Annotated in this window: 20 protein-coding genes; 6 read left to right on the top strand and 14 right to left on the bottom strand. The window is 68.9% G+C overall.

Annotated elements, in window-relative coordinates; all coding sequences use genetic code 11:
* Positions 1-77: 77 nt before the first annotated feature.
* The 3 genes from ACWEQQ_RS28970 to ACWEQQ_RS28960 all read left to right on the top strand — a co-directional run bounded on the left by ACWEQQ_RS28970 (position 78) and on the right by ACWEQQ_RS28960 (position 5,449).
* Complete coding sequence (locus tag ACWEQQ_RS28970) at positions 78-1,193, top strand: CobW family GTP-binding protein (protein ID WP_452350480.1); 1,116 nt, start codon at positions 78-80, stop codon at positions 1,191-1,193.
* A 613-nt stretch (positions 1,194-1,806) separates the two neighbouring features.
* Positions 1,807-2,211: a nuclear transport factor 2 family protein gene (locus tag ACWEQQ_RS28965; protein WP_452350552.1), complete on the top strand. Its 405-nt coding sequence runs from the start codon at positions 1,807-1,809 to the stop codon at positions 2,209-2,211.
* Positions 2,212-2,245: 34 nt separating this feature from the next.
* Positions 2,246-5,449: a carboxyl transferase domain-containing protein gene (locus tag ACWEQQ_RS28960; protein ID WP_452350479.1), complete on the top strand. Its 3,204-nt coding sequence runs from the start codon at positions 2,246-2,248 to the stop codon at positions 5,447-5,449.
* Between the two features lie 28 nt (positions 5,450-5,477).
* Here the strand turns inward: ACWEQQ_RS28960 and ACWEQQ_RS28955 are convergent, their stop codons facing one another.
* The 6 genes from ACWEQQ_RS28955 to ACWEQQ_RS28930 form a co-directional block, all read right to left on the bottom strand.
* Positions 5,478-7,040 carry a flavin-containing monooxygenase gene (locus ACWEQQ_RS28955; protein ID WP_452350478.1) on the bottom strand — a complete coding sequence of 521 codons (1,563 nt, stop codon included), beginning with the start codon at positions 7,038-7,040 and terminating at the stop codon, positions 5,478-5,480.
* A 151-nt stretch (positions 7,041-7,191) separates the two neighbouring features.
* Positions 7,192-8,187 (bottom strand): sulfate/molybdate ABC transporter ATP-binding protein, encoded by a 996-nt coding sequence (locus ACWEQQ_RS28950; protein ID WP_379398814.1) that lies wholly within the window; start codon positions 8,185-8,187, stop codon positions 7,192-7,194.
* Positions 8,184-8,993 (bottom strand): sulfate ABC transporter permease subunit CysW, encoded by an 810-nt coding sequence (cysW, locus tag ACWEQQ_RS28945; RefSeq protein WP_452338661.1) that lies wholly within the window; start codon positions 8,991-8,993, stop codon positions 8,184-8,186. Before cysW ends, ACWEQQ_RS28950 begins: the two co-directional genes overlap by 4 nt.
* On the bottom strand, positions 8,994-9,803 hold the full coding sequence (gene cysT / locus ACWEQQ_RS28940) for a sulfate ABC transporter permease subunit CysT (RefSeq protein ID WP_452350551.1): 810 nt from the start codon (positions 9,801-9,803) through the stop codon (positions 8,994-8,996).
* Between the two features lie 125 nt (positions 9,804-9,928).
* Entirely contained in the window at positions 9,929-10,966 is a 1,038-nt protein-coding gene (locus ACWEQQ_RS28935) for a sulfate ABC transporter substrate-binding protein (protein WP_452338660.1), read from the bottom strand.
* Positions 10,967-11,156: 190 nt separating this feature from the next.
* Entirely contained in the window at positions 11,157-11,246 is a 90-nt protein-coding gene (locus ACWEQQ_RS28930) for an Ms4533A family Cys-rich leader peptide (RefSeq protein WP_328601465.1), read from the bottom strand.
* Between the two features lie 144 nt (positions 11,247-11,390).
* Here ACWEQQ_RS28930 and ACWEQQ_RS28925 point away from each other — a divergent pair, with 144 nt between their 5' ends.
* Entirely contained in the window at positions 11,391-12,434 is a 1,044-nt protein-coding gene (locus tag ACWEQQ_RS28925; RefSeq protein ID WP_452338658.1) for a M48 family metallopeptidase, read from the top strand.
* A 69-nt stretch (positions 12,435-12,503) separates the two neighbouring features.
* Here the strand turns inward: ACWEQQ_RS28925 and ACWEQQ_RS28920 are convergent, their stop codons facing one another.
* Together ACWEQQ_RS28920 and ACWEQQ_RS28915 are read right to left on the bottom strand one after the other, a co-directional pair.
* Positions 12,504-12,752, bottom strand: coding sequence for a hypothetical protein (locus tag ACWEQQ_RS28920; RefSeq protein WP_379382328.1), 249 nt, complete (start codon positions 12,750-12,752; stop codon positions 12,504-12,506).
* A 128-nt stretch (positions 12,753-12,880) separates the two neighbouring features.
* The gene (locus ACWEQQ_RS28915) at positions 12,881-13,117 is read right to left on the bottom strand and encodes a hypothetical protein (protein ID WP_452338657.1); all 237 of its coding nucleotides are present in this window, start codon (positions 13,115-13,117) and stop codon (positions 12,881-12,883) included.
* 236 nt (positions 13,118-13,353) lie between these two features.
* On the opposite strand from ACWEQQ_RS28915, the gene ACWEQQ_RS28910 reads away from it, so the two are divergent.
* On the top strand, positions 13,354-15,252 hold the full coding sequence (locus ACWEQQ_RS28910; protein WP_452338776.1) for a glycoside hydrolase family 15 protein: 1,899 nt from the start codon (positions 13,354-13,356) through the stop codon (positions 15,250-15,252).
* Positions 15,253-15,341: 89 nt separating this feature from the next.
* Here the strand turns inward: ACWEQQ_RS28910 and ACWEQQ_RS28905 are convergent, their stop codons facing one another.
* The 3 genes from ACWEQQ_RS28905 to lepA form a co-directional block, all read right to left on the bottom strand.
* Positions 15,342-17,156, bottom strand: coding sequence for a hypothetical protein (locus tag ACWEQQ_RS28905; RefSeq protein WP_452350477.1), 1,815 nt, complete (start codon positions 17,154-17,156; stop codon positions 15,342-15,344).
* Positions 17,153-19,348, bottom strand: coding sequence for a hypothetical protein (locus ACWEQQ_RS28900; RefSeq protein WP_452350476.1), 2,196 nt, complete (start codon positions 19,346-19,348; stop codon positions 17,153-17,155). The genes ACWEQQ_RS28905 and ACWEQQ_RS28900 overlap by 4 nt, the downstream gene beginning before the upstream one ends.
* 213 nt (positions 19,349-19,561) lie before the next feature.
* Positions 19,562-21,409, bottom strand: coding sequence for a translation elongation factor 4 (gene lepA, locus ACWEQQ_RS28895; protein ID WP_379382335.1), 1,848 nt, complete (start codon positions 21,407-21,409; stop codon positions 19,562-19,564).
* A 249-nt stretch (positions 21,410-21,658) separates the two neighbouring features.
* On the opposite strand from lepA, the gene ACWEQQ_RS28890 reads away from it, so the two are divergent.
* Positions 21,659-22,240, top strand: coding sequence for a type II toxin-antitoxin system PemK/MazF family toxin (locus tag ACWEQQ_RS28890; protein ID WP_452338654.1), 582 nt, complete (start codon positions 21,659-21,661; stop codon positions 22,238-22,240).
* A gap of 54 nt (positions 22,241-22,294) precedes the next feature.
* On the opposite strand, the gene ACWEQQ_RS28885 is transcribed toward ACWEQQ_RS28890, so the two are convergent.
* From ACWEQQ_RS28885 to ACWEQQ_RS28875, 3 genes are all read right to left on the bottom strand, one after another.
* The gene (locus ACWEQQ_RS28885; RefSeq protein ID WP_452350475.1) at positions 22,295-23,074 is read right to left on the bottom strand and encodes an aquaporin; all 780 of its coding nucleotides are present in this window, start codon (positions 23,072-23,074) and stop codon (positions 22,295-22,297) included.
* 64 nt (positions 23,075-23,138) lie between these two features.
* Positions 23,139-23,984, bottom strand: a complete 846-nt coding sequence (locus ACWEQQ_RS28880; RefSeq protein WP_452350474.1) for a transglutaminase family protein — start codon at positions 23,982-23,984, stop codon at positions 23,139-23,141.
* A complete protein-coding gene (locus ACWEQQ_RS28875; RefSeq protein ID WP_354835040.1) occupies positions 23,981-24,952 on the bottom strand; it encodes an alpha-E domain-containing protein in 972 nt (323 codons plus the stop codon). The genes ACWEQQ_RS28880 and ACWEQQ_RS28875 overlap by 4 nt, the downstream gene beginning before the upstream one ends.
* Between the last annotated feature and the right edge of the window lie 2 nt (positions 24,953-24,954).

Here is a 24,954-nt window from a genome sequence, read left to right as displayed (position 1 = left end):
ACGGTAGGAGGCTGTTATTTCCACGCGGTTTCCGACATGCTGCGGCGGGCTCACAGCCGGTCGGTAGGGTGGTCGCCGTGAGCCGCCGCATTCCAGTCCTGATCGTGGCCGGATTCCTCGGCGCCGGGAAGACGACGCTGCTCAACCGGCTGCTGCGGACCCGGAGCACGCGAATCGGGGTGGTGGTCAACGACTTCGGCGCGGTCAATATCGACGCCATGCTGGTGGCCGGGCAGGTCGACGCCATGGTCTCGCTGGGCAACGGGTGCGTGTGCTGCGCGGTGGATGTCAGCGAACTGGACGACCTGTTCGACCGGCTGGCACATCCCAGGCAGAGGATCGACGTCATCGTGGTGGAGGCCAGCGGACTGGCGGAGCCGCGCAATCTCATTCGCATGGTGGTGAACAGCGACAATCCGCGCATCCGCTACGGCGGGCTGGTCGAGGTGGTCGACGCCGAGCACTTCCCCGCGAGCCGCGAACTGCACCCGGAACTCGCGACCCATCTGCGCATGGCGGATCTGGTCGTACTCAACAAGGCCGACCGCGTCGAGCCGGCCGCGCTGGAGCGGCTGCGGTCGGAGATCACCGGCCTGGTCGGTCAGGTCCCGGTGTATCCGACCAGCCACGGACGCGTCGACCCGGGCCTGCTGTTCGACGTCCCCACCCGCGAACCGAACCGGCCGCGCGTCGGTGAACAGCTGAGCTTCGACGAGCTACTGCTCGACGAGCACACGGATGACGGGCACGGAGACCACCACCAGCACCGAGACCACTGCCACGAGCCCGGCGGGGACTGCCGCGACCACCGGCACCTGCACGACGACTACGACAGCGTCTCCTTCACCTCCGACACGGACCTGAACCCGCGCGAACTCATTGCGCTACTGGAGGATCCGCCCGCCGGCCTGTTCCGCGCCAAGGGCGTGCTGGCCTTCGCCGTCCCCGACGACCCGCGAAAGTTCGTGCTGCACATGGTCGGCCGCCACATCACCATCGAGCCCACCGCCTGGACCCGCCACGAACCCCGGGTCAGCAACCTGGTCCTGATCGGCTCCGGTCTCGACGCCGGCGACGTCACCGCCCGCCTCCGCGCCACCGCCCATCTCGCCGGCGACCCCCTCGACGACCACGCCCTCCTCCCCGTCTGGCGCTACGTCGCCGATGACGACGCGCTTGTCGGCGAGGGCTGATTCCGCCTCGAGTTCCGCCCGCAGCTCCGCGACCTCGGCCGCCAGCTCGTCCCGCATCTGCTCGCGTTCGGCGAGGGCGGCCCGCATGGTCTCGACACTGTCGTTCATGGCGGCCAGCCGCTGGTCGGCGCCCCTGAGCAGCCACTCCACCACGTCCCGCCGGCCGACGGCGGCGCTGGCGGCCTGGACCCACCCGACCACGTAGTCCACCCACTCCTGCGGCTTGGGCATGTCCTTGGGCGCGTCCCAGCCCTTGCGCTGGGCGGCCTTGGTGGACAGCACCAGCTCCGCCCGCTTCCCGCGCCCGGGCGAATTCAGTTCCGCCAGGGACAGTTTCCCGGCGCTGGTCACCACCGCCGTGAACCGGTACTTCCCCGCCAGGTGCATGCGCAGCTCGGCGGTCCCCCGCCCATCGGAATCCATGGCCCCCAGCCACGGCCCGTCCGCCGCCTCGATGATGGCCGCCAGGATTTCCAGCTGCCCCACCCCGCGCCGCAGCCGCGCCGCGGCCGTCCGCAGCGCACCCGGCGTGGCCGTCATCTGATCCCAATGCATGCCCCGAACATAGCCCCCGCCGGCCTCGCCGCCATGTTCGACTGGCCCGGTGAGTGATATGCCCGACCATCCGAATATCGAGCTGGCCGTCCGTTATCACCGAGCCGTCGCGGCCGGCGCCACCGGAGCGGCCCTGGCCGCCTACTTCCACCCGGACGTCGTGCAGCGGGAGCTGCCGAACGCGCTGGTCCCGCAGGGTGCGACCCGGAATCTGGACGAGATCCTGGCCGCGACCGAACGCGGGCAGCAGGTGATTCGCCAGCAGCGGTTCGAGTTTCACCACGCCGCGGCCACCGGCGATCAGGTGGCTCTGGAGGTCACCTGGATCGGGGTACTGGCCGTGCCGGTGGGCGCGCGGGCCGCGGGTTCGGAGATGCGGGCGGAGATCGCCACCTTTCTCACCATCCGGGACGGATTGATCGTCGAGCAACGCAACTACGACTGCTACGTCACGAAGTTCTGACCGTTCCGGGTGATTCGTGCCATAGCCTGGCGGCGTGCGAGTTGTGGAGCCTGGCGGCGTGCGAGTTGTGGTGGCGAATCGTGGTGAGGTCGCGGTCCGGGTGGTGCGGACGGCCCGGGACCTCGGGTATGTGACGGAGGTGCTGCACACCGCCGAGGACAGCGGAAGTCTGGCGGTCCGGCTGGCCGACCGGGCGCTCGTACTGCCGGGCAGCGGTGCGGCGGGATACCTCGATGTCGAATCCGTGGTGCGGGCCGCGGCGGCCTGCGGACCGGGCGCGCTCGTGCACCCGGGGTACGGATTCCTCAGCGAGAGTGCGGAGTTCGCGGCGGCCTGCGCGGCGGCGGGGCTGACCTTCGTCGGGCCCGCACCGGACACGCTGCGGATCTTCGGGGACAAGGTCGCGGCGCGCGACGCGGCCGCGCGGGCCGGGGCGGCGGTGCTGCCCGCGACCCGGGCCGGAGCCGGAACGGACGAGATCGCCGCGCTGCTCGCCGCACATCCCGGCGGCATCATGGTGAAGGCCGCGGCGGGCGGCGGCGGCCGCGGCATGCGGCCCGTGACCGAGGCGGCGCTGCTGGCGGAGGCCGTCGAACGCTGCCGGGCCGAGGCCCTTGCCGGGTTCGGCGACGACAGCGTCTACGCCGAGGCCCTGGTCGACCGGGCGCGGCACATCGAGGTGCAGGTGGTGGCCGACGGGCTCGGCGCGCTGGCGCTGGGCGACCGCGATTGCAGCGTGCAGCGGCGGCGGCAGAAGCTCATCGAGATCGCGCCCGCGCCGGAACTGCCCGCGGCCGTGCGGGATCGGGTGCACCGGGAGGCGGTGCTGATCGCCGAGGCGGTGGGCTGCCGGGGCGTCATCACCGTGGAGTTCCTGGTGGACGGCACGAATGTCTGGTTCTTGGAGGTGAATCCGCGCCTGCAGGTCGAGCACACCGTGACCGAGGCGGTGACCGGCGTGGATCTGGTCGCGCTGCAACTGGATCTGGCACAGGGCCGCACGCTGGCCGAACTCGACCTGCCCAAGAACGAGACCCGCGGCTACGCCGTGCAGGCGCGGGTCAATGCCGAACTGCTCGCGGCCGACGGCACGGTGCTGCCCAGCACCGGCGTGATCAGCCGCTTCGACGTCCCGACCGGCGCGGGCGTGCGGGTCGACACCGCCGCCCAGGTCGGGACGCGGCAAGGGGTGCAGTTCGATTCGCTGCTCGCGAAGATCATCGCGTCCGCGCCGTCGTACCGCGCCGTGCTGCAACGGTGTGCGGACGCGCTGGCCGAAACCGTGATCAGCGGCGTCGACACCAACCTGCACCTGCTGCGCGCCGTGCTGGCCGAGCTCGGCGACGCGGGCCCGGTGACCACGGCCTGGTTCGAGCAGCGCCTCGACGACCTGCGCTCCCGGGCAGAGGGTTTCGAGGATCCGACCGGACCGCAGCCGGTACGGCAGGCCGCTGCCGCCGAGCTCGATCTGGACGAAAACGAACAGGCCCTGCGCTCCCCGATGGGCGCCACCGTCGTCTCGCTCTGCGAGCCCGGAACGGTTCTCGCCGCCGGAGCCGAGGTCGCGGTCCTGGAGGCCATGAAGATGCAGCACGTGCTGCGCGCGACCGAACCGCTGCGGGTGCTGCGGCACGCGGTCGCACCGGGTGACGTGGTCGACCCGCACGCCATCCTGGTCACCTGGGTGGCCGCCGATCACGACGGCCCGGCCACGGAATCGACCGTGGTGGACCTGGATTCGGTGCGCGCCGACCTCGCCGAGGTGCTGGACCGCCACGCCATCACCCTCGACGCCCGGCGCGAGACCGCGGTCGCCAAGCGGCATCGGCTCGGCCGCCGCACCGCCCGCGCGAACATCACCGACCTGGTCGACCCCGGCAGCTTCGTCGAATACGGCGCCCTGGCGGTCGCCGCCCAGCGCAGCCGCCGCAGCCTCGAGGACCTGATCGCCAACACCCCCGCCGACGGCCTGATCGCGGGCGTGGCGACCATCGATGCCGGCCGCTTCGGCCCGGACCGCACCCGCGCGCTGGTCATGTCCTACGACTACACCGTGCTCGCCGGCACCCAGGGCATGCGCAATCACGCCAAGACCGACCGCATGCTGGAACTGGCTCGCGAGCAACGGCTTCCGGTGGTCTTCTTCACCGAGGGCGGCGGCGGCCGGCCCGGCGACACCGACCACGGCGGCATCTCCGGCCTGGACGTCACCACCTTCCGCGCCATGGGCGCGCTGTCGGGCACCGTACCGCTCATCGGCATCGCCTCCGGCCGCTGCTTCGCCGGCAACGCAGCCCTGCTGGGCATGTGCGATGTCGTGATCGCCACCCCCGACGCCAATATCGGCATGGGCGGCCCCGCCATGATCGAGGGCGGCGGACTGGGCGTGTACGCGCCCGAGGACATCGGCCCGATCGAGGTGCAGCGCCGCAATGGCGTGGTCCACATCGTCGCCGCCGACGAAGCCGAGGCGGTCGATCTCGCCCGCCGCTACCTTTCGTACTTCCAAGGGGCGGACGCGGAGTGGGAAGCACCCGACCCGCGCCTGGCCCGGCACGTGGTACCCGAGAACCGGCTGCGCGCCTTCGACATTCGCGCCGCCATCGACGCCATCGTGGATGTCGGGTCGGTGCTGGAACTGCGCCGGGACTGGGGTGTCGGCATCGTCACCGCCCTGGTCCGGGTCGAGGGCCGCCCCTTCGGCCTGATCGCCAACGACTGCCACCACCTGGGCGGCGCCATCGACGCACCGGCGGCCGACAAACTGTCCGCCTTCCTGCAGCTCTGCGGCGCTCACGGCCTGCCCATCCTGTCCCTCTGCGACACACCGGGTTTCATGGTCGGCCCCGAGGCCGAGGAGCACGCCACCGTCACCAAGTTCAGCCGCCTGTTCATCGACGCCGCCGCCCTCGACGTGCCGTTCGGCACCGTCATCCTGCGCAAGGGCTACGGCCTGGGCGCACAGGCCATGGCGGCGGGCTCCTTCCGCGCACCCCGCTTCGTGATCGCCTGGCCCACAGGCGAGATCGGCGGCATGGGCCTGGAGGGCGCGGTCCGCCTGGGCTTCGCCAAGGAGCTGGCCGCCATCGAGGATCCGGCGCAGCGGCAGGCCGCCTTCGACGCACTGGTCCAGGCGGCCTACGACAGCGGCAAGGCCCTCACCGCCGCAACGGTTCTCGAACTCGACGACGTCATCGACCCGGCCGACACCCGGCGCTGGGTGCGGACCCTGCGCTGAGAGAACTCCGCGCGGTGATCCGGCACCGCTACGCCCACCGGTCCCGGATCCTCCGGTAACAGGCATAGGCCATGGTGAGCGCCGCGACTCCGCCGAGGGAACCGCCGGCGCTCACGTACCGGCGACGGCGCGACCCGGACGTCCGGGCCCGCAGGCGTTCCTCGGTGAGATCGGCGTACCGGCCGGGTAGCAGGGTGTCGAAGTACTCGGTGACGAAGTTGTCGGTACGCCGGGTGGGCAGACCCATGTCGCCCATCAGCTCGTCGATGTGGTGCGTCAGGTACGGGCCGAGGTAGTAGCCCTCGGGCCGTTCCGGCATGACCTCGCCCAGCCACGTCCCGACACGCGCTATCTCCCTGTGCATGTTGTCGACGCCCGGCAGCGCGAGCTCACCCAGGAAATGCTGGGACAGCCAGTGCGCCGACACCTCCGCGGTGAGCTGGCAGGCGTCGGAGGAGCCGTATCCGATGAAGCCGAGCCGCGGCAGCGTCGGCGGCAGGATGTGCCGGTAGAGCTGGAACCGGCCCTCGACCCGGACGGTCTTGGCCAGCTCGGGCGCCAGGAATTCCAGCTCCTGCCGCCAGCCGGTGGCGAAGACGACGACATCGGCCTCGAGCCGATCACCCCCGGCCAGTTGAACCGTGGTGCCGCCGGGGAAGGCCGCGATGGTGTCGCGCCGCAAGGCGATTCGCCCGCGCCGGGCCATCCGGAAGAACTCGTCGCTGACACCCAGATTCTCGATCCCCGCCGGTAGCGGCGCGTCCGGCACCATGCCCTTCGGAGCCCGCAGCAGCAACCGCATCGAGGCCGAGACCGCCCGCCAATAGCGTTCGGTGAACTTCTTGCCCCGCCCGTGCAGGAACCGCTCGATCAGGGTCTGGCGGTGATAGCGGAAGAACGCTTCGGTGCTGCGGTTCAGGATGATCCGGTCCGAGGGCACCCCGCCCGGCAGAAACCGCGGCAGCATCGGATGTGCCCGGCGGAACACCAGCGTGCACTGCCGCGCATGCTCCCCCGCCCAGGCCGCGCAGTCCAGCGCCGACTTCCCGGCCCCGACCACCACCACCCGCCGGCCGGTGAACAGCCGCGGATCGGTGGCCCGGCTGGAATGCAGCCGCACGCCCTCGAACTCGTCCTCGCCCTCGATGACCGGGAGCTGCGGGGTGGAGAACACGCCCGCGCACACCACCACGAAGTCGAACCGCAGCTCCTCGACCCCGTCCGGGCCGCAGATCTTCAGCTCGAAGCCCGCGTCCACCTCGGACACCCGGATCACCTCGGTCGACAGCCGCAGCAGCGGCGACAACCCGAAGCGCTCCACATAGGACGCCAGGTAATCCCGCACCTGCGCGGCCGTCGGAAACACCTCGGCCGACTCCGGATACGGGTGATCGGAGTAGGCGTAGGTATCGCGGGAGTTGTTGGTGCGCAGGCCCGGATAGGTCCGTGCCTCGATCCACACCCCGCCCGCTGCGCCCTCCTTTTCGAAGATGACGACCTCGAATCCGTCGTCCCGCAGCACTTTCGCGGTAACCAGCCCCGCGATACCGGCCCCGATGATCCCGGCCCGTTTTCCACCCGTACTCGTCACGTCCACTGTTTCCCCTTTGGACCTGCACGTTTCGAGGCTCACGCTACTTCAGCACGAGACCCGGCGTACCTGCGTCGGGGCAACTCGCCAATCGGTGGATCAAATTGGGCGTGTCGTGACTTCTCACCGAAATCGCTTAAACGGAACTAACTTACGAGACCGGAAGCTCCGGGATCTGGGTGGCACGGGCGTACACGGTTTCGCCCTCTGCCAGGTGCAACGCAGCGGCGTCACCACGTGTCACCTGCGCGGTGAACAGATCACCGGTGGCCGCGTTGCGCAGCTCCACCCGCACCTCGAACCCGAGCTGCACGACCCGCTCCACCGTCGCGCGGGTGACACCGGCGGATTGCGCGGTGCCCTCGTGCGCCGCCAGCGCCATGCTCGGATCCCGGCCGACGCGAATATCGTGCGGCCGCACCAGATGCCCGTTCAGCTTGGCCACCGCGCCCAGGAACGACATGACGAATTCATTGGCGGGCCGGTCGTACACGTCCTCCGGAGTGCCGACCTGCTCGATGCGGCCCTTGTTCATGACCGCGATGCGGTCGGCCACATCCAGCGCCTCCTCCTGGTCGTGGGTGACCAGCACGGTGGTGACGTGCACCTCCTCGTGCAGCCGCCGCAGCCAGGTGCGCAGGTCCGCACGGACTTTCGCGTCCAGCGCGCCGAACGGCTCGTCCAGCAGCAGCACCTGCGGGTCCACCGCGAGCGCCCGGGCCAGGGCCATGCGCTGACGCTGACCACCCGACAGCTGCGCCGGATACCGGTGCTGGAAGCCGTCCAGGCCGACGATCTCGAGCAGGTCGTCGACCTTCTTCTTGATCTCCGCCTTGGGCCGCTTGCGGATCTTGAGCCCGAAGGCCACATTGTCGCGCACGGTCATGTGCTTGAACGCGGCGTAATGCTGGAAGACGAAACCGATATCGCGCTTCTGCGGCGACACATTGGTGACGTCGCGGCCCGCGATGGTGACCAGGCCGTTGTCGAGCGTCTCCAGTCCCGCGATCGAGCGCAGCAGCGTCGACTTGCCCGAACCGGACGGGCCCAGCAGCGCGGTCAGCTCCCCCGACGGGATGTCGATGCTGACATCGTCGAGAGCGGCGAAGGTGCCGTACCGCTTGTTCGCATTGGTCACGGTGATCATTTGGCAGTGCCCCGCTTGCGTTCGAGGAGGGTCATGAGCAGAAGGACGACGAGGGCGATGCCCATGAGCAGCGTCGCCGCACAGTACGCGCCGAAGGTGTTGTGATCGTTCACGTATCGCCCGTTCACCAGCAGGGTGAGCGTCTGTGACTTTCCGGGCAGGCCCGTGGACACCATGATCACCGCGCCGAATTCACCCAGCGCCCGCGCCACGGTCAGCACGATGCCGTAGGTCAGACCCCAGCGGATGGCCGGCAGCGTGATGCGCCAGAACGTCTGCCAGCCCGATGCGCCCAGGGTGGCCGCGGCCTGTTCCTGATCGTCGCCGATCTCGTGCAGCACCGGCTCCACCTCGCGCACCACGAACGGCAGCGTCACGAAGATGGTGGCGATCACCATGCCCGGCAGGTTGAAGATGATCTTCAACCCGTGGTGGTCCAGCCCGCCGAACCAGCCGTTGGCGCCCCACAGCAGGATCAGCGAAACACCCACCACCACCGGCGAAGTCGCCATCGGCAGATCCACCACGGCCTGCAGCAGATTGCGGCCGGGGAACTTCCCGCGCACCAGGGCGAGCGCGATGATCACACCGAAGATCACGTTCACCGGCACGACGATCGCCACGATCGTCAAGGTCAGATTGAACGCCGAGATCGCCGCGGGTGTGGAGATCGACTCGTAGAACGCGCCGAAACCGCGTTCGAAGGTGCGCCACAGGATGATGCCCAGTGGCACCAGCAACAGCACGAACAGATACGCCAGCGCCACCGTGCGCAGCGAGATCCTGGTCCAGAAGCCGAGTTTCATCTACGCCTCCCGTTCCTTGCGCGCCAAGCGGTCCGAGGTGACCCGCAGGACGAACAGGGTGACCAGCGAGATGGCCAGCAGCGCCACGGAGACCGCGGCGGCGTTCACCGGGCGGTCCACCTCGATCTGCTGCTGGATGTACTGCGAGGCCATCTGCGTCTTCTTCGGGATGCCGCCGCCGATCAGCACCACCGACCCGTACTCGCCGATGGCGCGCGCGAACGCCAGGCCCGAGCCGCTCACGATGGCGGGCGCCAGCGTCGGCAGGATGATGGTCCGGAAGGTGGTCCAGTTGTCCGCGCCCAGCGACGCGGCCGCCTGCTCCACATCCTGGTCGGCCTCGATGAGGACCGGCTGCACCGACCGCACCACGAACGGCAGCGTCACGAACGCCAGCGCCACCACCAGACCCGGCTGGGTGGCGTTGAGATGAATATCGAACGGCGACTGCGGCCCGTACAGCGCCAGCAGCACGATGCTGGCCACGATGGTGGGCAGGGCGAACGGCAGATCGATGAGCCCGTTCACGAAGCCCTTGCCCGGGAACTCGTCCCGCACCAGCACCCAGGCGATGAGCGTGCCCATCACCACATTGATCAGCGTCACGACGATCGACACGAAGACGGTCACCTTCAGCGCGTCCAGCGCGCCGGGCGCGGTGACCGCGTCCCAGAACCCGGACCAGCCGTCCTCGAAGGACTTGACGGTCAGCACGGCCAGCGGCAGCAGCACGATGATGCTGAGCCACAGCACGGAGGTGCCGATGCCGAGCGGGCCCACCGACCCGCTGACCCGGAACCAGGAACGGATCCGGCCCGGACCCGCCGCCTTACGCGGGGTGTCGTCTACCGAAACGCCGGGATCATGATCGATCCCGGCGTTCGAACTGCTGTCACTCACGGTTTCGAGTATCGCTTGTGTCGCAGGTCACCCGGCTACTTGGTGGCCTTGTCGTAGATCTGGGCCACCGTGCCGGTGTTCGGCGTGAACAGATCCTTGTCCACGACCTTCCAGCCACCCAGATCGTCGATGGTGTACAGCTTCTGCGGGGTCGGGAAGTCCTTGGCGTGGTCCGCGCGCACCTGCGGATCGACCGGGCGGAAGCCCGCCTCGGCGAACGCCTGCTGCGCGTCCTTGGTGTAGAGGAAGTCGCGGAAGGCGATGGCCTGCTTGAGGTTCTTGGCGTTCTTCAGCACCGCGACCGGGTTGTCGATCCGGAACGTGGTGTCGGGCACGATGTGCTCGATCGGATCGCCCTTGGTCTCGGAGAAGATGGCCTCGTTCTCGTAGCTGATCAGCACGTCACCGGTGCCCTGCAGGAAGGCGTCGGTGGCCTCGCGGCCCGACTTCGGCTGCACGTGCACGTGGGTGAGCAGCTGGCTCAGGTAGTCCAGACCGGCCTGCGGGTTCTTGCCGCCCTCGCTCTTGGCGGCGTACGGGGCCAGCAGGTTCCACTTGGCCGAGCCCGAGCTGAACGGGTTGGGGGTGACCACCTCGATGCCCGGCTTGAGCAGGTCGTCCCAGTTCTTGATGCCCTTCGGATTGCCCTTGCGGACCGCGATGGCCACCACCGAACCGAACGGAACACCCTTGTTGGCGTCGGAGTTCCAGCCCGCGTCGATCTGACCGGAGTCCACCAGGCGGGTGATGTCGGGCTCGACGGAGAAGCTCACCACATCCGCCTCGGCGCCGTCCTTCACCTTGCGGGACTGATCACCGGAGGGACCGTAGGAGGCCTGGAACTGGGTGCCCTTGCCGGCGTCGGTCTTGTTGAAGACCGGAATCACCTTGTCGTAGGCGGCCTTCGCCACCGAGTAGGCGTAGAGGTTGATATTGCCGCCGCCTCCGCTGGCCGGACCGCTGTCCTTGGTGTCGCTCGCGCCGCCGCTGCAGGCGGTGAGCACGGTGGCCGCGACCGCGGTGAGGGCGACGGCGAACGTAGATCGGCGGGAGAGACGAATATTGCGCGACATCGGCGTGGACCTTTCGGGGCACCCGCCGGTGGGACGTCGACCGGCGGGATTGAACGTACTGCCGTAGACCCGTCGCGTGGGATGCCGCGACGGTGGCGCTCCGGCCCGAGGGCCGCCGGGGGACGAACACGAACTGCGAAAAATGCGCGCGCCAAGTCTACTCAGACGTGCAGCAGTGCCCGATCGGCCATCAGCGACAGTGAATGTCCGCGACCGCGAGGCAACCCACAGCGATCAACGCCAATTCATGGCGGACCTGGGGCACAACACTCGAAGACACCCGGCGACTTTAGCAGAGCAGCACGTCAGGTGGCGAATTTCGGACGGCGGTTGGAATCGGCTCGAGCACAACCCTGGACGGACACGGCAGACTGTATCGAGCGGCCCGATACCGCGTCGCCTGCTGAGAACACATGGGGGATCGATGACCACACCCGCTCGTCTCCGCCGGGAGTTCCCCGGCATCTCCACTCGCGCCTGGGAGCATCCCGCCGACCGCACCGCACTGGTCGGGCTGCGGCAGCTGAGTGGATTCGACACCCTGCTGCGCACGCTGTCCGGGTTGTTGCAGGAGCGACAGCACCGGCTCATGTACCTGGCGACCGCGGTACGGGTCGACGAGCGGCAGTTCAAGAACATCCATCAGCTGCGCCAGGACGCGGTGAAGATCCTCGACGCGCAGCGCACGCCGGAGATGTTCGTGTTGCAGCAGCCGGAGGCCAATGCCTTCACCATCGGCATGGACCGGCCGTTCATCGTGCTGACCACCGGGCTGCTGGATCTGCTCGATCACGAGGAACTGCGATTCGTGGTCGGCCACGAGCTCGGGCACGCCCTGTCGGGGCACGCGGTCTACCGGACCATGCTGATGCACCTGATGCGGCTGGCGGCCAATGTCGGCTGGATGCCGGTGGGCGGCTGGGCTTTACGCGCCATCGTGGCGGCGCTGCTGGAGTGGAGCCGCAAGTCCGAACTGTCCGGCGACCGGGCCGGGCTGCTGGTCGGACAGGACGTGGACGCGTCGGTCCGGGTGCACATGAAGCTGGCGGGCGGATCGCGGGTGGACCAGATGAGCCATGCCGCCTTCCTGGCCCAGGCCGATGACTACGACCGGGCCGGCGACCTGCGCGACGGTGTGCTCAAACTCCTCAATCTGGAGCTGCAGACCCATCCGTTCTCGGTGCTGCGGGCCGCCGAACTGCGACGCTGGATCGCGAGCGGCGACTACGACCGGATTCTCGACGGCCAGTACCCGCGCCGGGACCAGGACAAGAACGCCCGCATCGGCGAGGAGATCAAACACGCCGCCCGGTCCTACCGGGAGAACTTCGACCAGTCCGAGGACCCGCTGATCCGCACCGTGCGCAACCTCGGCCGCGATGTCGGGGCCGCGGTCGGCACGGTGGGTCAGGAAGTCAGCGACACACTGTCGAAGCTGGGCAAGCGAATCCGCGGATCCGACGACTGACAAGCAAATGGGGTGCGGGAGCCGAGCGCCCGCACCCCCATTCGAGTCGAAGCTCGGTAACCCGCCGGGTTACTCGTCGCCCTCGACCACGGGCGGGGTCTCGAGGATGTCGAGGATCCACTCCTCGGTGGCGCTCTCGGCATCCTCCTCGTCGGGACGGATGCGGTTGGTGAGGCGCACGCCCAGGCCCAGCAGCTGGGCGGCCTTCACCATGTCGATGGCCTCGTCGGGGCCGCAGAAGTGGGTGGCGATCAGACGGGGCTCGTCCTCGAAGTCTTCTTCGGACAGCACCAGTTCCAGGCCTTCATCGGTTGACATGGGTCTGCACAGTACGCCGAGAATTCGCCCAAGTGGTACCGAAACTCGCTCAGCGAGTGAACAACCAGGCGACGACTACGAGAACAAGAAGTGCGATCAGGGCGAGCTGGACACGAGAGCGAGGCATCTCAGGCGGCTTCCTTCCGGATGCGGCGCGACGGCGCGGCGGGGATCGCGGCCTCCCGGGCGGCGATCCGATCACGGCCGAGCACGTGCAGCACCGCCCGCAGCGTCCGGTCGAGCAGGTAGGCGATGGCCAGGCAGACCGGCACCATGGCGGCCAGCACCACCGCGAACTGGGGAACGAAGGGCAGGCCGGCCACCCAGAGTTCGACGCCGTCCCACCATCCTGCAATCGCATGCACGACCCCAGCCTAGGCCGACTACGCCATGGTGGACGATTCGGGCCGTTCAGACCGATCATGGTGGTATGGATGTGTACGACGAACCCGAATCCGCCGACCGTCCGCTCGGCAGCGAGACAGGCATCGATCCCGACGAGGACTTCGACGATCCGTCCGAGATCGATGCCCCGCGGGACCCCCTCTCGCCCGAGGACCCCACCCTGGCGGACGCCTTCCTGCCCACCTCGACCGGTGGGATGCATCATTCCGTGTTTCCCCCCATCGACGATTACGCCTTCCTGTCGGACTGCGAGACCAACTGCCTCATCGCCCGCAATGGCTCGGTGGAGTGGATGTGCATCCCGCGGCCGGACTCCCCGAGCCTCTTCGGGGCCATGCTGGACCGCAGCGCGGGCCACTTCCGCATCGGCCCCTACGGCCGCAAGGTGCCGGCCGCCCGCCGGTATCTGCCCGGCGGTCTGATCGTGGAGACCACCTGGCAGACCGAGACCGGCTGGCTCATCGTGCGTGATGCGCTGGTGCTGGGTCCGTGGCACAACAACCGGTCCCGCAGCCGCAGCCACAAGCGCACGCCCATGGACTGGGACGCCGAGCACATGCTGCTGCGCACGGTGAAGTGTGTGAACGGCGTGGTCGAGCTGGAGATGAGCTGCGAACCCGCCTTCGACTACCACCGTGGCCCGGCCACCTGGCACTACAGCGGCGACGTCTACGAAAGGGCCAGTGCCACCTGCGATATCGAGGGCGCCCCGAGCCTCACGCTGACCACGGATCTGCGGCTGGGGATCGAGGGCCGCGAGGCCCGCGCCCGCACTCGCATGAAGGAGGGCGACGAGGTGTTCGTGGCCCTGTCCTGGTCGGACCTGCCGCCGCCGCGCACTTTCGCCGAGGCGGCGGACAAGATGTGGCAGACCACCGAGTGCTGGCGGCAGTGGATCACGCTGGGGCGCTTCCCCGATCACCCGTGGCGCGGCTACCTGCAGCGCAGCGCGCTGACCCTGAAGGGCCTCACCTACGCGCCCACCGGCGCGCTGCTGGCGGCGGCCACCACCTCGCTGCCGGAAACCCCCGGCGGCGAACGCAATTGGGACTACCGCTACACCTGGGTGCGCGACTCCACCTTCGCCCTGTGGGGTCTGTACACCCTCGGCCTGGATCGGGAGGCCGACGACTTCTTCGCCTTCCTGCACGATGTCGCCACCGACGACAACGGCAAACCGGTGTCGCTGCAGGTGCTCTACGGCATCGGCGGGGAACGCCGGATCACCGAGTCCGAACTCCCCCACCTGTCCGGTTACGACGGGGCGCGGCCGGTGCGCATCGGCAACGGCGCCTACAACCAGGACCAGCACGACATCTGGGGCACCATCCTGGATTCCGTGTACCTGCACGTGAAGTCGCGTCAGCAGGTGCCGGAAACATTGTGGCCCATGCTCGAACGACAGGTGCAGGCGGCAATCGAGAACTGGCGCAGCCCCGATCGCGGTATCTGGGAGGTCCGCGGCGAGCCGCAGCACTTCACCTCCTCGAAGGTCATGTGCTGGGTGGCGCTGGACCGTGGCGCGAAACTGGCGGAGCTGCACGGGGAATTCGACTATGCCCGGAAGTGGCACGAGATCGGCGAGGAGATCCGCGCCGACATCCTCGACAACGGCGTCAACTCCGAAGGCGTGTTCACCCAGAGCTACGGCAGCGACACCCTGGATGCCTCACTGTTGCTGGTGGTGCTGCTCCGCTTCCTGCCGCCCACCGATCACCGGGTGCGGGCCACCGTGCTGGCCATCGCCGACGACCTGACCGAGAACGGCCTGGTGCTGCGCTACCGCACCGAGACCACCGACGACGGCCTGTCCGGCGAGGAGGGTTCGTTCACCATCTGCTCGTTCTGGCTGGTGTCGGCGCTGGTGGAAATCGGTGAGCTGCACCGCGCCCGGCAGCTGTGCGAGCGGCTGCTCGGCTATGCCAGCCCGCTCAAGCTGTATGCCGAGGAGATCGACTCGCGGACCGGACGGCACCTGGGCAACTTCCCGCAGGCCTTCACCCACCTGGCCTTGATCAACGCGGTCATGCACGTGATCCGGGCCGAGGAATCCCATCACGTGGGCCAGTTCCATCCGGCGCACCCGGGGCGCTGACACCACAACCGGGACACACTGAAAAGACAGCCGGGAAAAAGGAATCGGCCGCTCTCGCGGCCGATTCCTTTCGGTACCAGGGGTTCTCGTCAGTACGAGGGGTTCTCGCCGATCGCGTCCGCGTGCTCGCGGATATCACGCAACCGGACCAGCGAGCGCTCGATCTCGGTCAGCCGCGCCTCTCGCCCCGCACCCGAGTGCACGGTGGCCGCCTCCTCGGCGGCGCGCAGCGAGGCGTCCACCGAACGCAGTGTGGCCGTGGCGATCTCGGTGAAGTGATCGCGCAGGCTGCGCTGCACCGCGCGCAGCCGGTAGCGGGACTCCTTGCTCACCTGGAAGATCACATCGTCCATGAGCCGGGCCACCGCCATCTTGGCCTCGGCCTGGCGGCGCTGGCGGCGGGCCTTGCGGTCGTCCCACAGCGCGTTCACGCCCAGCAGCACGGCCGCGCCGCCGGAGTACCAGTTCACCAGCGACATGTGCAGCAGGCTGGTGATCAGGCCGACCATGAGCAGGCCGCCGTAGGAGCCGCGCAGGGCGGTCAGCACCTGCTGGGTGATGCCGTGCTTGGCGCTGTCCAGATTGTCCAGCGCGGCAACGGGTTCCAGCACCGCGCCGACATCGCCCGGATTGTCGAGCTTGAGATCGGGGGTGGGGATGCCGCTGTCGGGGAACTTCGCCGCCACCTGCTCGGCCAGCTCCACCGACCGGTAGTGGGCGATGACGAAGTTCTCCTCCACCGCCTCACAGATCTTGGCGTCCAGATCCGCGCCGAAATCCGCCCAGCGCCGGGCCGGATCGCCCTTCATGATGTCGGCCTCGGCGTCGCGGATCAGGCTGCGCAGCCGGTGCCGCAGATCGTGTTCGGTGTCGGCCATCAGCTCGCCCGCGCCATCGGCCAGGGTGACCTGCCAGTTGGCCGAGCGCTGGCGGAGCTGCTCGGCCTCCTCGCGGGTGCGGCGCAGCTGCTCGGTGATGACGGTCAGCCGGCGCGGATCCCGCAGCGTCTCGGCCTCACTGCGCAGGGCCAGCGACAGATGGTCGGTGATGAGCCGGATGTCGCGCACCGCGGCCTCCACCGCGACGGCGTCCGCGCGGCCCAGCACATAGGAGCGCAGATGGTCGAGCAGTTGCGGCACACCGGATTCCAGATCCAGCTGCGTGTCCCTCGCGGCGGCGGCGTGCTCGTGCAGCCGCGCCGAGGCCGGGGCCACCGCGAAGGCCAGCCCGGCGTCGTCGAGCAGCTGCCGGTCGTGCTGCTGCACCTGCGGCCACTGCGGACACTGGTCGATCTTGTTGAGCACGCAGACGACCGTCGGGCAGACCTGCTGAATCCGCTGCAGCTGCTCGATCTGCGCCGGGGTGAACGGCGCCCGGGCATCGGCCACGTACAGCACCGCGTCCGCGGCGGCGATCAGCGACCAGGTCGCCGGCGCCTCGGCGGGCGCGCCGGGTGCGTCCAGCACCACGAAGCCCTCCGCCAGCAGCGGGCTGGGCTGGGTGAACTCGGCCCGGATGACGTCCCCGGAATCCAGCTCGGCCAGCGCCGCCTGCGGATCCACGGCGGTGCGCTGGGCGGTGCCGCCCGGGCTCGCCTTCACCAGGGTGGCGCTGGGCTGCGGACCGTACTCGGCGATCACCGGGACGCTGGCCTGGCCCTCGGTGGCGCTCACCGCGGCCCCGACCAGGCTGTTGACCAGCGTGCTCATCCCGCTCTTGGATTCGCCCACCACGACCAGCCGCACCCGCGGGTCGGCCAGGCGCGCACGCGCGATGCCCAGCCGCCCGGACAGATCGAGCCGGCCGGAGGCGTGGGTCAGTTCGAGCAGCCGGTCGAGCAGGTCGACCAGCGGACCCAGCGCATCGGGATTCTTCACCGCTACCTGATGACCGGCGGCGCTCACAGCAGCAGCATGTGATCGCCCGGACCCTGCACCGGGGAGTGGGCGTCGATGAACGAGGCATCGGGACCGAGGCCGGAGAACAGCCCGGCATCGTGCACCAGCAGACCGCCGTCGTGCACCGAGAGCGGGTGCAGCGCGGAGTCGTCGGCGATCGGCAGCACGTGGTTACCCGAATCGAACTGGTCCGCTATGGGTTTCACCGGCTGCGGCGGGTCGATGTGCGGCGGCGTGGTGATCGGCTGCGGCACGGTCGGCGCCGGGGCAACGGTCGGCACGGGCGCGACCGAAACACTGGGCTGCCCACTGTGATCGGGCACAGTCGGCACGGTCGGCTGCGCGGTCGGGTGCGGCGGGTTGGTGACGGTCGGCTGATGGGTCGGCACGGGCGCGTCGGTCGGCACCGTGACGGTCGGCGTGCTGCCGTGGGTACCGGAATCGTCGACCGGCTTCTGCGGCTTGACGGTGACGTCGGTGTCGCCACCGGAGGTCACCGGCGGAGTCACCACCGGGGTGCTGCCGACCTTGGTGAGATCGGGGTCCAGGCCCGGGATCTTGGTGGTCGGAATCGGCGGCACGGTGGTGAGCACCGGCGCGGGATCGGTCTTGGCCGGCACGCTGACGTGCGGGGCGGGTGCCGGCGTGGCCACCGGCTGGACCGGCTTGTCCGTCAGCGGCGCTGAATGTACGGGCGCGGTGGGCTCACCACTGGCCAGCACCGGCTGGCGACCATGATCGAACAGTGTGGGGGCCACGGCCGCGGGCGCGGTCAGCGGCGACGGACCGCCGTGTGTCGACAGCAGATTCGCGATCGGCTGATTGGCGGCATCGGGCTGAATGGTGGTCTGCAACGGCGTCACCGCGACCGGCTGCGCCATGGACACCGGCGCGACCGGGACGGGCGCGGCGGCCACAGGCACCACCGGTGCGGCGACCGGCGTCGAGACCGGAGTGACGGCGGCGGGCGCGACCGGAGCAGTCTGCGCGGCCGGAATGGTGGTCAGCGAGATCGGGTTCGACGGCGCCGCGGCGGCACCCGGCAGCGTGAACGCGCCGCCCGGCGAACCCGCCCCCGGAAGCTGCGAATTCGTACCGGGCACAGCGGAAGTGGGGGCTCCGGCTCCGCCCGCCGGGGAATCGGCCGGGCCGTGTCCCTGCCCCGGAAGGGCTGGGGTGCCGGTGGTGGCCGACGAGTTCGAGGAGCCGAATGGCTGGCCCATATTGTTGGGCTTGTCCGCACCCGGCAAGCTGGGCGCGCCGCCGTTGTTGGGCAGTGTGGTGTTCGCCGGGATGTGCGAAATCCCCTGTCCCAGTTGCTGACCGAAGGCGTCGAGCTGATGCCCGACCGCACCGACACCCACGTTCACCGACAGATTCGAGTGCACCCACGCGCCGTCCAGCCCGACATGGGCGTCGAACGACCAGTCGGTGCCGACGAAGACACCGTTGCCCTGGCCGGCCGTGCCGCCGATGCCGTCGAACGCGCCGGAGTGGTCGGCGAGACCGGTGTCGGCACCGGGCGCGAAGGACGCGCCGTTCATCCCGGGCAGGTGCATCCCGGTGGCGCCGGGCAGCCCGAAACCGGGCAGGCCCTGCTGGAAGCCGGGCAGACCCTGCAGGAAGTTCGGCTGCTGCTGGTCGAGGGTCGGCAAATGCGGCTGGGCCGGAGCCGAATCCGCCTGCTGGTCAGTGGAACTGTCGAGCGGCAGACCCCAGCCGGGACGCGGGCCGTAGGTCGGCAGGCCGGACGCGCCGGTGTCGGTGTCGGGCAGGCCGAGGCCGTGGAAGCCGGAGATCGCCGGGTCGTTGGCCGGGATCGCGTCGAGCGACGGGAACAGGCCCGCGTCGGTGCCGTGCTGGTAGTCACCGAGCGGGCCGAAGTGCCCGTTCACCGGCGCGGCGGCCGCCGGACCGTGGTGCGGGAGCACCGAATCCGCGGTCAGGTCGGGGAAGGTGATGGTCGGGCTCGGCACATTCGGCTGCGGGTCCTCGACCTGCGACCAGCCCACGTTCTTGCTGTCGTGGTTGATGGCCGGGGTGCCGCCGTGATTGCCGCCGGCGGCGATCAGCGCGCCACCGGTGACGTACGCGCCTGCCCTGGCCACCCGCGCGACTCCATTGGCAATGCGGTAGGCGGCGTCTCCGTCGTCGTCACCGGCACCGGCAGCATCGTCGAAGGGCAGATCACGCGTCATGTGGGCTCCGCTCTCAAGGCTTCGGCGACCCGCCGCGCGGGCCGCCGAACCGAACTCGTTTCACACCCTATTTCCGGATAACCGGTCTGTCACATCCACCAGGTCGCAGGCGGTGTGCTCAGCGGTGCGTGACATAGCTTGTCACCCGGCATATCAGTACGGAAGACCCATTTTCCGGTTGCATACCGAACCTTGCGCCTGACCGGGAATCTGCTACTTCTTCTTGTCCGTGGCGGAATCGGTGGACAGTGCGGCCACGAAGGCTTCCTGCGGCACCTCGACGCGACCGATCGTCTTCATGCGCTTCTTGCCTTCCTTCTGCTTCTCGAGCAGCTTGCGCTTACGGCTGATGTCACCGCCGTAGCACTTGGCGAGCACGTCCTTGCGGATCGCCCGAATGTTCTCGCGCGCAATGACCTTCGAGCCGATGGCGGCCTGGATCGGCACCTCGAACTGCTGGCGCGGGATGAGCTCGCGCAGCTTGGTGGTCATCTTGTGGCCGTAGGCCTGGGCGGCGTCCTTGTGCACGATGGCCGAGAACGCGTCGACGGCCTCGCCCTGCAGCAGGATGTCCACCTTGACCAATGCGGACTGCTGTTCGCCGGCCTCCTCGTAGTCGAGCGAGGCGTAGCCGCGGGTGCGCGACTTCAGCGAGTCGAAGAAGTCGAAGATGATCTCGGCCATGGGCAGGGTGTACCGCATCTCGACGCGGGTCTCCGACAGGTAGTCCATGCCCAGCAGTTCGCCGCGGCGGGACTGGCACAGCTCCATGATGGTGCCGATGAACTCGCTCGGCGCGATCACGGTGCACCGGGTGATGGGCTCGTAGATCTCGCGTACCTTGCCCTCGGGCCAGTACGACGGGTTGGTGACGACGTGCTCGGTGCCGTCCTCCATGACCACGCGGTAGATCACGTTCGGGGCGGTGGAGATCAGGTCGAGGCCGAACTCGCGCTCGAGCCGCTCGCGGGTGATCTCCATGTGCAGCAGGCCGAGGAAGCCGCAGCGGAAGCCGAAGCCCAGGGCGACCGAGGTTTCCGGCACATAGGTCAGCGCGGCATCGTTGAGCTGCAGCTTGTCCAGCGCGTCGCGCAGGTTCGGGTAGTCCGACCCGTCGACCGGGTACAGCCCGGAGTAGACCATCGGCCGCGGTTCGCGGTAGCCGGTCAGCGCCTCGGTCGCGCCGTCGCGGGCGGTGGTGATGGTGTCACCGACCTTGGACTGACGCACGTCCTTCACACCGGTGATGAGGTAGCCGACCTCGCCGACGCCGAGGCCCTGGGTGGGCTTGGGTTCGGGTGAGACGATGCCGATTTCGAGTAGTTCGTGCGTCGCGCCGGTGGACATCATCTTGATCTTCTGGCGCGGGACGAGCTTGCCGTCCACCACACGCACATAGGTGACGACGCCGCGGTAGGTGTCGTAGACCGAGTCGAAGATCATGGCGCGGGCCGGGGCGTCGGCCTGTCCGACTGGCGGCGGCACCACGCGGACCGCCTCATTGAGCAGTTCGGCCACGCCGACACCGGTCTTGCCGGAAACGCGCAGCACGTCCTCGGGCTCGCAGCCCACGATGTGGGCGAGCTCGGCGGCGTAGCGGTCCGGATCGGCCGCCGGGAGGTCGATCTTGTTCAGGACCGGAATGATGGTCAGGTCCTTGTCCATGGCCAGATAGAGATTGGCCAGGGTCTGCGCCTCGATGCCCTGCGCCGCGTCGACGAGCAGGATCGCGCCCTCACACGCCTCCAGCGCGCGCGACACCTCGTAGGTGAAGTCGACGTGTCCCGGGGTGTCGATCAGGTGCAGGACGTAGTCTTCGCCGTCGACCTGCCACGGCAGCCGCACGTTCTGGGCCTTGATGGTGATGCCGCGCTCACGCTCGATATCCATGCGGTCCAGGTACTGGGCGCGCATGGCCCGCTCCTCGACCACTCCGGTGAGTTGCAGCATGCGGTCGGCCAGGGTCGATTTCCCGTGGTCGATGTGCGCGATGATGCAGAAGTTCCTGATCCGGCTGGGATCGGTGAACGTCTTGTCGGCGAAGCTGCTAATCGGAGTCACTCCTCGGCATGGCGAAACAGCGGCATGTCAACCCCGAAGTCTACGGTGCTGCATTCTTGGCCTCCGCTCCGCTCCGGCGAGTTCGCGGCCCCGAGGTCTCGATTCTTCCCTCCTCCGCTCCTCCGTTTCGCTCCCCCGCTCCGTCGGTCCAGAATCGAGACGGCCGCGAACCCGCAGGTGAGCTACCTTCAGGCGCAGGCGAATCCAGTACAGGTGAGAATCCCGTTGTCCGCCGTTAGGCTGCCGGACATGGCCGGCAGGTGGAACGCTCTGGGGAAGCAGTTGGGGATCGTGGCTAAGGAGCAGGGCGCCCAGCTCGTCACGCAGCAGGCCCCGAAGTTGATCGGGCGGGTGCGGCAGTCGACGATGTGGGACCGTGCGCTGAAGGCGGTGGGGACGCCGCGCCAGGGTCCGGGCGTCAATGTCCGGCCGACCTCGTCGGCGGGAGTGCCGTCGCACGAACGCGCGCGCCGCATCGTCTACAGCCCGCAGCTCGACGGCCGGGCCGATCCCGGCGAGATCGTGTGGACCTGGGTCCCCTACGAGGAGGACCCGGACAACGGCAAGGACCGCCCGGTGCTGGTGGTCGGCCGCGAGGGCGACACGCTGCTCGGGCTCATGCTGTCCTCGAATTCCGAACACGCGCACCATCCCAACTGGGTGGGCATCGGCTCCGGCCCGTGGGACAGCGCCGAGCGCGACAGCTGGGTGCGGCTGGATCGTGTCCTGGACGTCCCGGAGATGGGCATTCGCCGCGAGGGTGCGATCCTCCCCCGCAAGACATTCGACCGGGTGGCGCACCGGCTCTGCGCCGAATACCACTGGCACTAGCGCCTTCCCGATACGACCGGCCCCTGTTCCGGAACGAGGCAGGGGCCGGGATCGTCAGCTCTCCATAGTGCGGGAACGGCCGTACAGCATCCCGTAGACCAGGGCCCCCAGAACGCCGCCGATCAGCGGGAACACGATGAACACCCACAGCTGCGCGGGCGCGCCGTCCTGATAGAACGCGACGGCCAGGCTGCGGGCCGGATTCACCGAGGTGTTGTCGACCGGGATCGAGACCAGGTGCACAACGGCCAGCGTGAAGCCGATCGAGAGCCCGGCGAACGGGATGTCCGACAGCTGGTCGGTGGAGGCCAGCACCACGAAGACCAGCAACCCGGTCAGGATCACCTCGACCGTGATGGCCGCCGCCAGGCCGTACCCATTCGTGGTGACGTCACCGAGCACCAGCTTCGATGGGGAGTGCTCGCCCCAACCGTTCGCTCCCAGACCGTCTTTGGCCCGGTCGTAGGAGGGCAGGTTCTTGGCGACGGCGTAGATGACCACGCCCGCGAGCAGGCCGCCGATGAACTGCGCGATCCAATAGACCGCCGCGACAACGATGGTGATCCGTCCCAGCAGCAGATGCCCCACCGTGACCGCGGGATTCACGTGGCAACCCGAGATCGGCCCGATCGAGTACACCAGGAACAGCAACGTCAGGCCGAAAGCCACCGCCACGCCGAGCGGACCGACCCGGCTGCCCGCCAGTACCGCGGTACCGACGCCACCGAGGACCAGCACGAAGGTGCCCAATGTCTCGGCGTATGCCTTGCGCCCGAGGGCGGGCGGTTGCGCCTCGACCTGATCCTCGGCGACTTCCTGAGCTGTGGGGGACATCGGCTACCTTCCGCTGGCATGGACAACGCACCGACAAGAACCGGCGGCGCGAGCCGAAAACGCCTCAGGCCAGGCGAGTTATCTCCACTACGACCTCGAGATCGGTCGAGCCGCTCCCGCTGAAGATACCTTTGAGAGGGGGCACATCCGCGTAATCACGCCCCACCCCGACTGATACGTGTTGCTCGGTGACCGGGATGTTGTTGGTCGGGTCGTAGCCCCACCACTGCCCGGTCCAGGCCTCCACCCAGGCGTGCATCTGACCGGCGACGGTGTGGCCGACCTCGGCGGACGGGTCCGGATGCAGGTAGCCCGAGACGTAGCGGCTGGGAATCCCCATGCCGCGCAACAGCAGCAGCGTGAGGTGCGCGTAATCCTGGCACACGCCTTGCCGTTCGGCGAAGGCCTGCACCGCCGAGGTGTGCACCGAGGTGGTCCCGGCCAGGTAGTTCATCTCCCGGTGCACCCATTCCGCGGCCCGGACAACCGCTTTCGCCGGCGACACGCCGCGCGCCAGCTGCCGGGCCACCGGGGCCAGCCGCCGCTTCTCGCGCGGCACGTAGACGGTGGGTTCGAGCAGTTCGTCGAAGCGGTCGGCAATGGCGTCGGCGCGCAGCTCCTCCCAGGCCAGCTCCTCGGGCGGCCCGGCGAACGGCTCGGTCTCGACGACCGAGGCGCTGGTGACCTCCAGCTCGGTGTGCGGAGCGTGCAGGTCGAAGGCGGTCACCGCCGTTCCCCAGTAGTCGATGTAGCGGTAGGACCGGGTGGACGGCACGGTGTCGACCCGATTGAGGATCACGGTCTGCCGGCTGTCGGCGCGCGGGGTGAGCCGGGCCTCGTTGAACGACCGCGTGACCGGCGCGTCGTACACATATCCGGTGGTGTGCACCACCCGCATCCGCCAGCTCATGCCATCTCCTCGACCAGGTCCGCGCCGCGACCGTGCAGCCCCGTCCACGCCACCCATGATTCGGCGTGGAAGTACTGCAGCGCCACGGCCTCCCCCACCTCGCGGCAGGTCTGCTGCAGCCACAGCAGCCGGCTGGGCAGATCCTCCAGCAGCACCGACGAGGGCAGGAATTCCAGTTCGCTGCGCGCCCGGCCGAGCAGGCGATGCGCTTCGTGGCGCGCCGCGAACCGGCTGTTGGGGCGCTGATCCAATTCCTGCAGACAGGTTTCGGCCACCCGCAGCGAATGGAATACCGAGCGCGGAAAGAGGCGGTCGAGCAGGATGAATTCCGCGATCTGATTGGCGTCGAGGACGCCGCGATGGGTACGCAGATACGGGTCGTGGGCCCCCGCCGAACGCAGCACCGTCACCCAGGCCGGCGAGGAGGTGCGGTCACCGGCGCGCGAATGCAACAGGCGCACAGTCATATCCACGCGTTCGATGGATCTGCCCAGCAGCAGGAATCGATAGCCGTCGTCGCGGCTCAGGGTGGAATCGGAGAGTCCGGCGAACATGGCGGCGCGATCGGTGATGTAGTGGCAGAACTCGTGCGGCCCCAGCGCCCGTGCCGCCCGCTCGGCCGCCGCCAGCCCGTTGAAGGTGGCATTGAGGCACTCCCACATCTCGGTGGAGGTGACTTCCCGTGCGCCCCGGGCATTCTCACGCGCCCGGCTGATGGAATCGACGATGGAGCCGCCGTCGCGGCCGAAGGCCACCAGTTCGGTCACCGACCACACATCCAGTTCCCGGTCCTCATCGGGCGGCTCGATGCCCAGTACCCGCAGCAGCACCCGCGAGGTTCGGTCCGGATCGACCGTGGCGTCCTCCAGCAGCTGATGGACCGCGACATCGAGAATGCGCGCCGTATATTCGGCTCGCTCGACGTAGCGTCCGATCCAGAAGAGGGATTCGGCATTGCGCGCCAACATGA

It is taken from the genome of Nocardia sp. NPDC004123, assembly GCF_053603795.1.
Note: the sequence above shows the minus strand (reverse complement) of the source record. Positions and strands in the feature narration are given on the sequence as shown.

Bases quoted from the DNA above. Each gene is read 5' to 3' on its own strand.
- ACWEQQ_RS28885 (WP_452350475.1), bottom strand. From the start codon at position 23,074: ATGTCCCCCACAGCTCAGGAAGTCGCCGAGGATCAGGTCGAGGCGCAA.
- ACWEQQ_RS28875 (WP_354835040.1), bottom strand. From the start codon at position 24,952: ATGTTGGCGCGCAATGCCGAATCCCTCTTCTGGATCGGACGCTACGTC.
- ACWEQQ_RS28935 (WP_452338660.1), bottom strand. From the start codon at position 10,966: ATGTCGCGCAATATTCGTCTCTCCCGCCGATCTACGTTCGCCGTCGCC.
- cysW (WP_452338661.1), bottom strand. From the start codon at position 8,993: ATGAAACTCGGCTTCTGGACCAGGATCTCGCTGCGCACGGTGGCGCTG.
- ACWEQQ_RS28925 (WP_452338658.1), top strand. From the start codon at position 11,391: ATGACCACACCCGCTCGTCTCCGCCGGGAGTTCCCCGGCATCTCCACT.
- ACWEQQ_RS28920 (WP_379382328.1), bottom strand. From the start codon at position 12,752: ATGTCAACCGATGAAGGCCTGGAACTGGTGCTGTCCGAAGAAGACTTC.
- ACWEQQ_RS28890 (WP_452338654.1), top strand. From the start codon at position 21,659: ATGGCCGGCAGGTGGAACGCTCTGGGGAAGCAGTTGGGGATCGTGGCT.
- ACWEQQ_RS28880 (WP_452350474.1), bottom strand. From the start codon at position 23,984: ATGAGCTGGCGGATGCGGGTGGTGCACACCACCGGATATGTGTACGAC.
- ACWEQQ_RS28965 (WP_452350552.1), top strand. From the start codon at position 1,807: ATGCCCGACCATCCGAATATCGAGCTGGCCGTCCGTTATCACCGAGCC.
- ACWEQQ_RS28950 (WP_379398814.1), bottom strand. From the start codon at position 8,187: ATGATCACCGTGACCAATGCGAACAAGCGGTACGGCACCTTCGCCGCT.
- ACWEQQ_RS28910 (WP_452338776.1), top strand. From the start codon at position 13,354: ATGCATCATTCCGTGTTTCCCCCCATCGACGATTACGCCTTCCTGTCG.
- ACWEQQ_RS28900 (WP_452350476.1), bottom strand. From the start codon at position 19,348: ATGACGCGTGATCTGCCCTTCGACGATGCTGCCGGTGCCGGTGACGAC.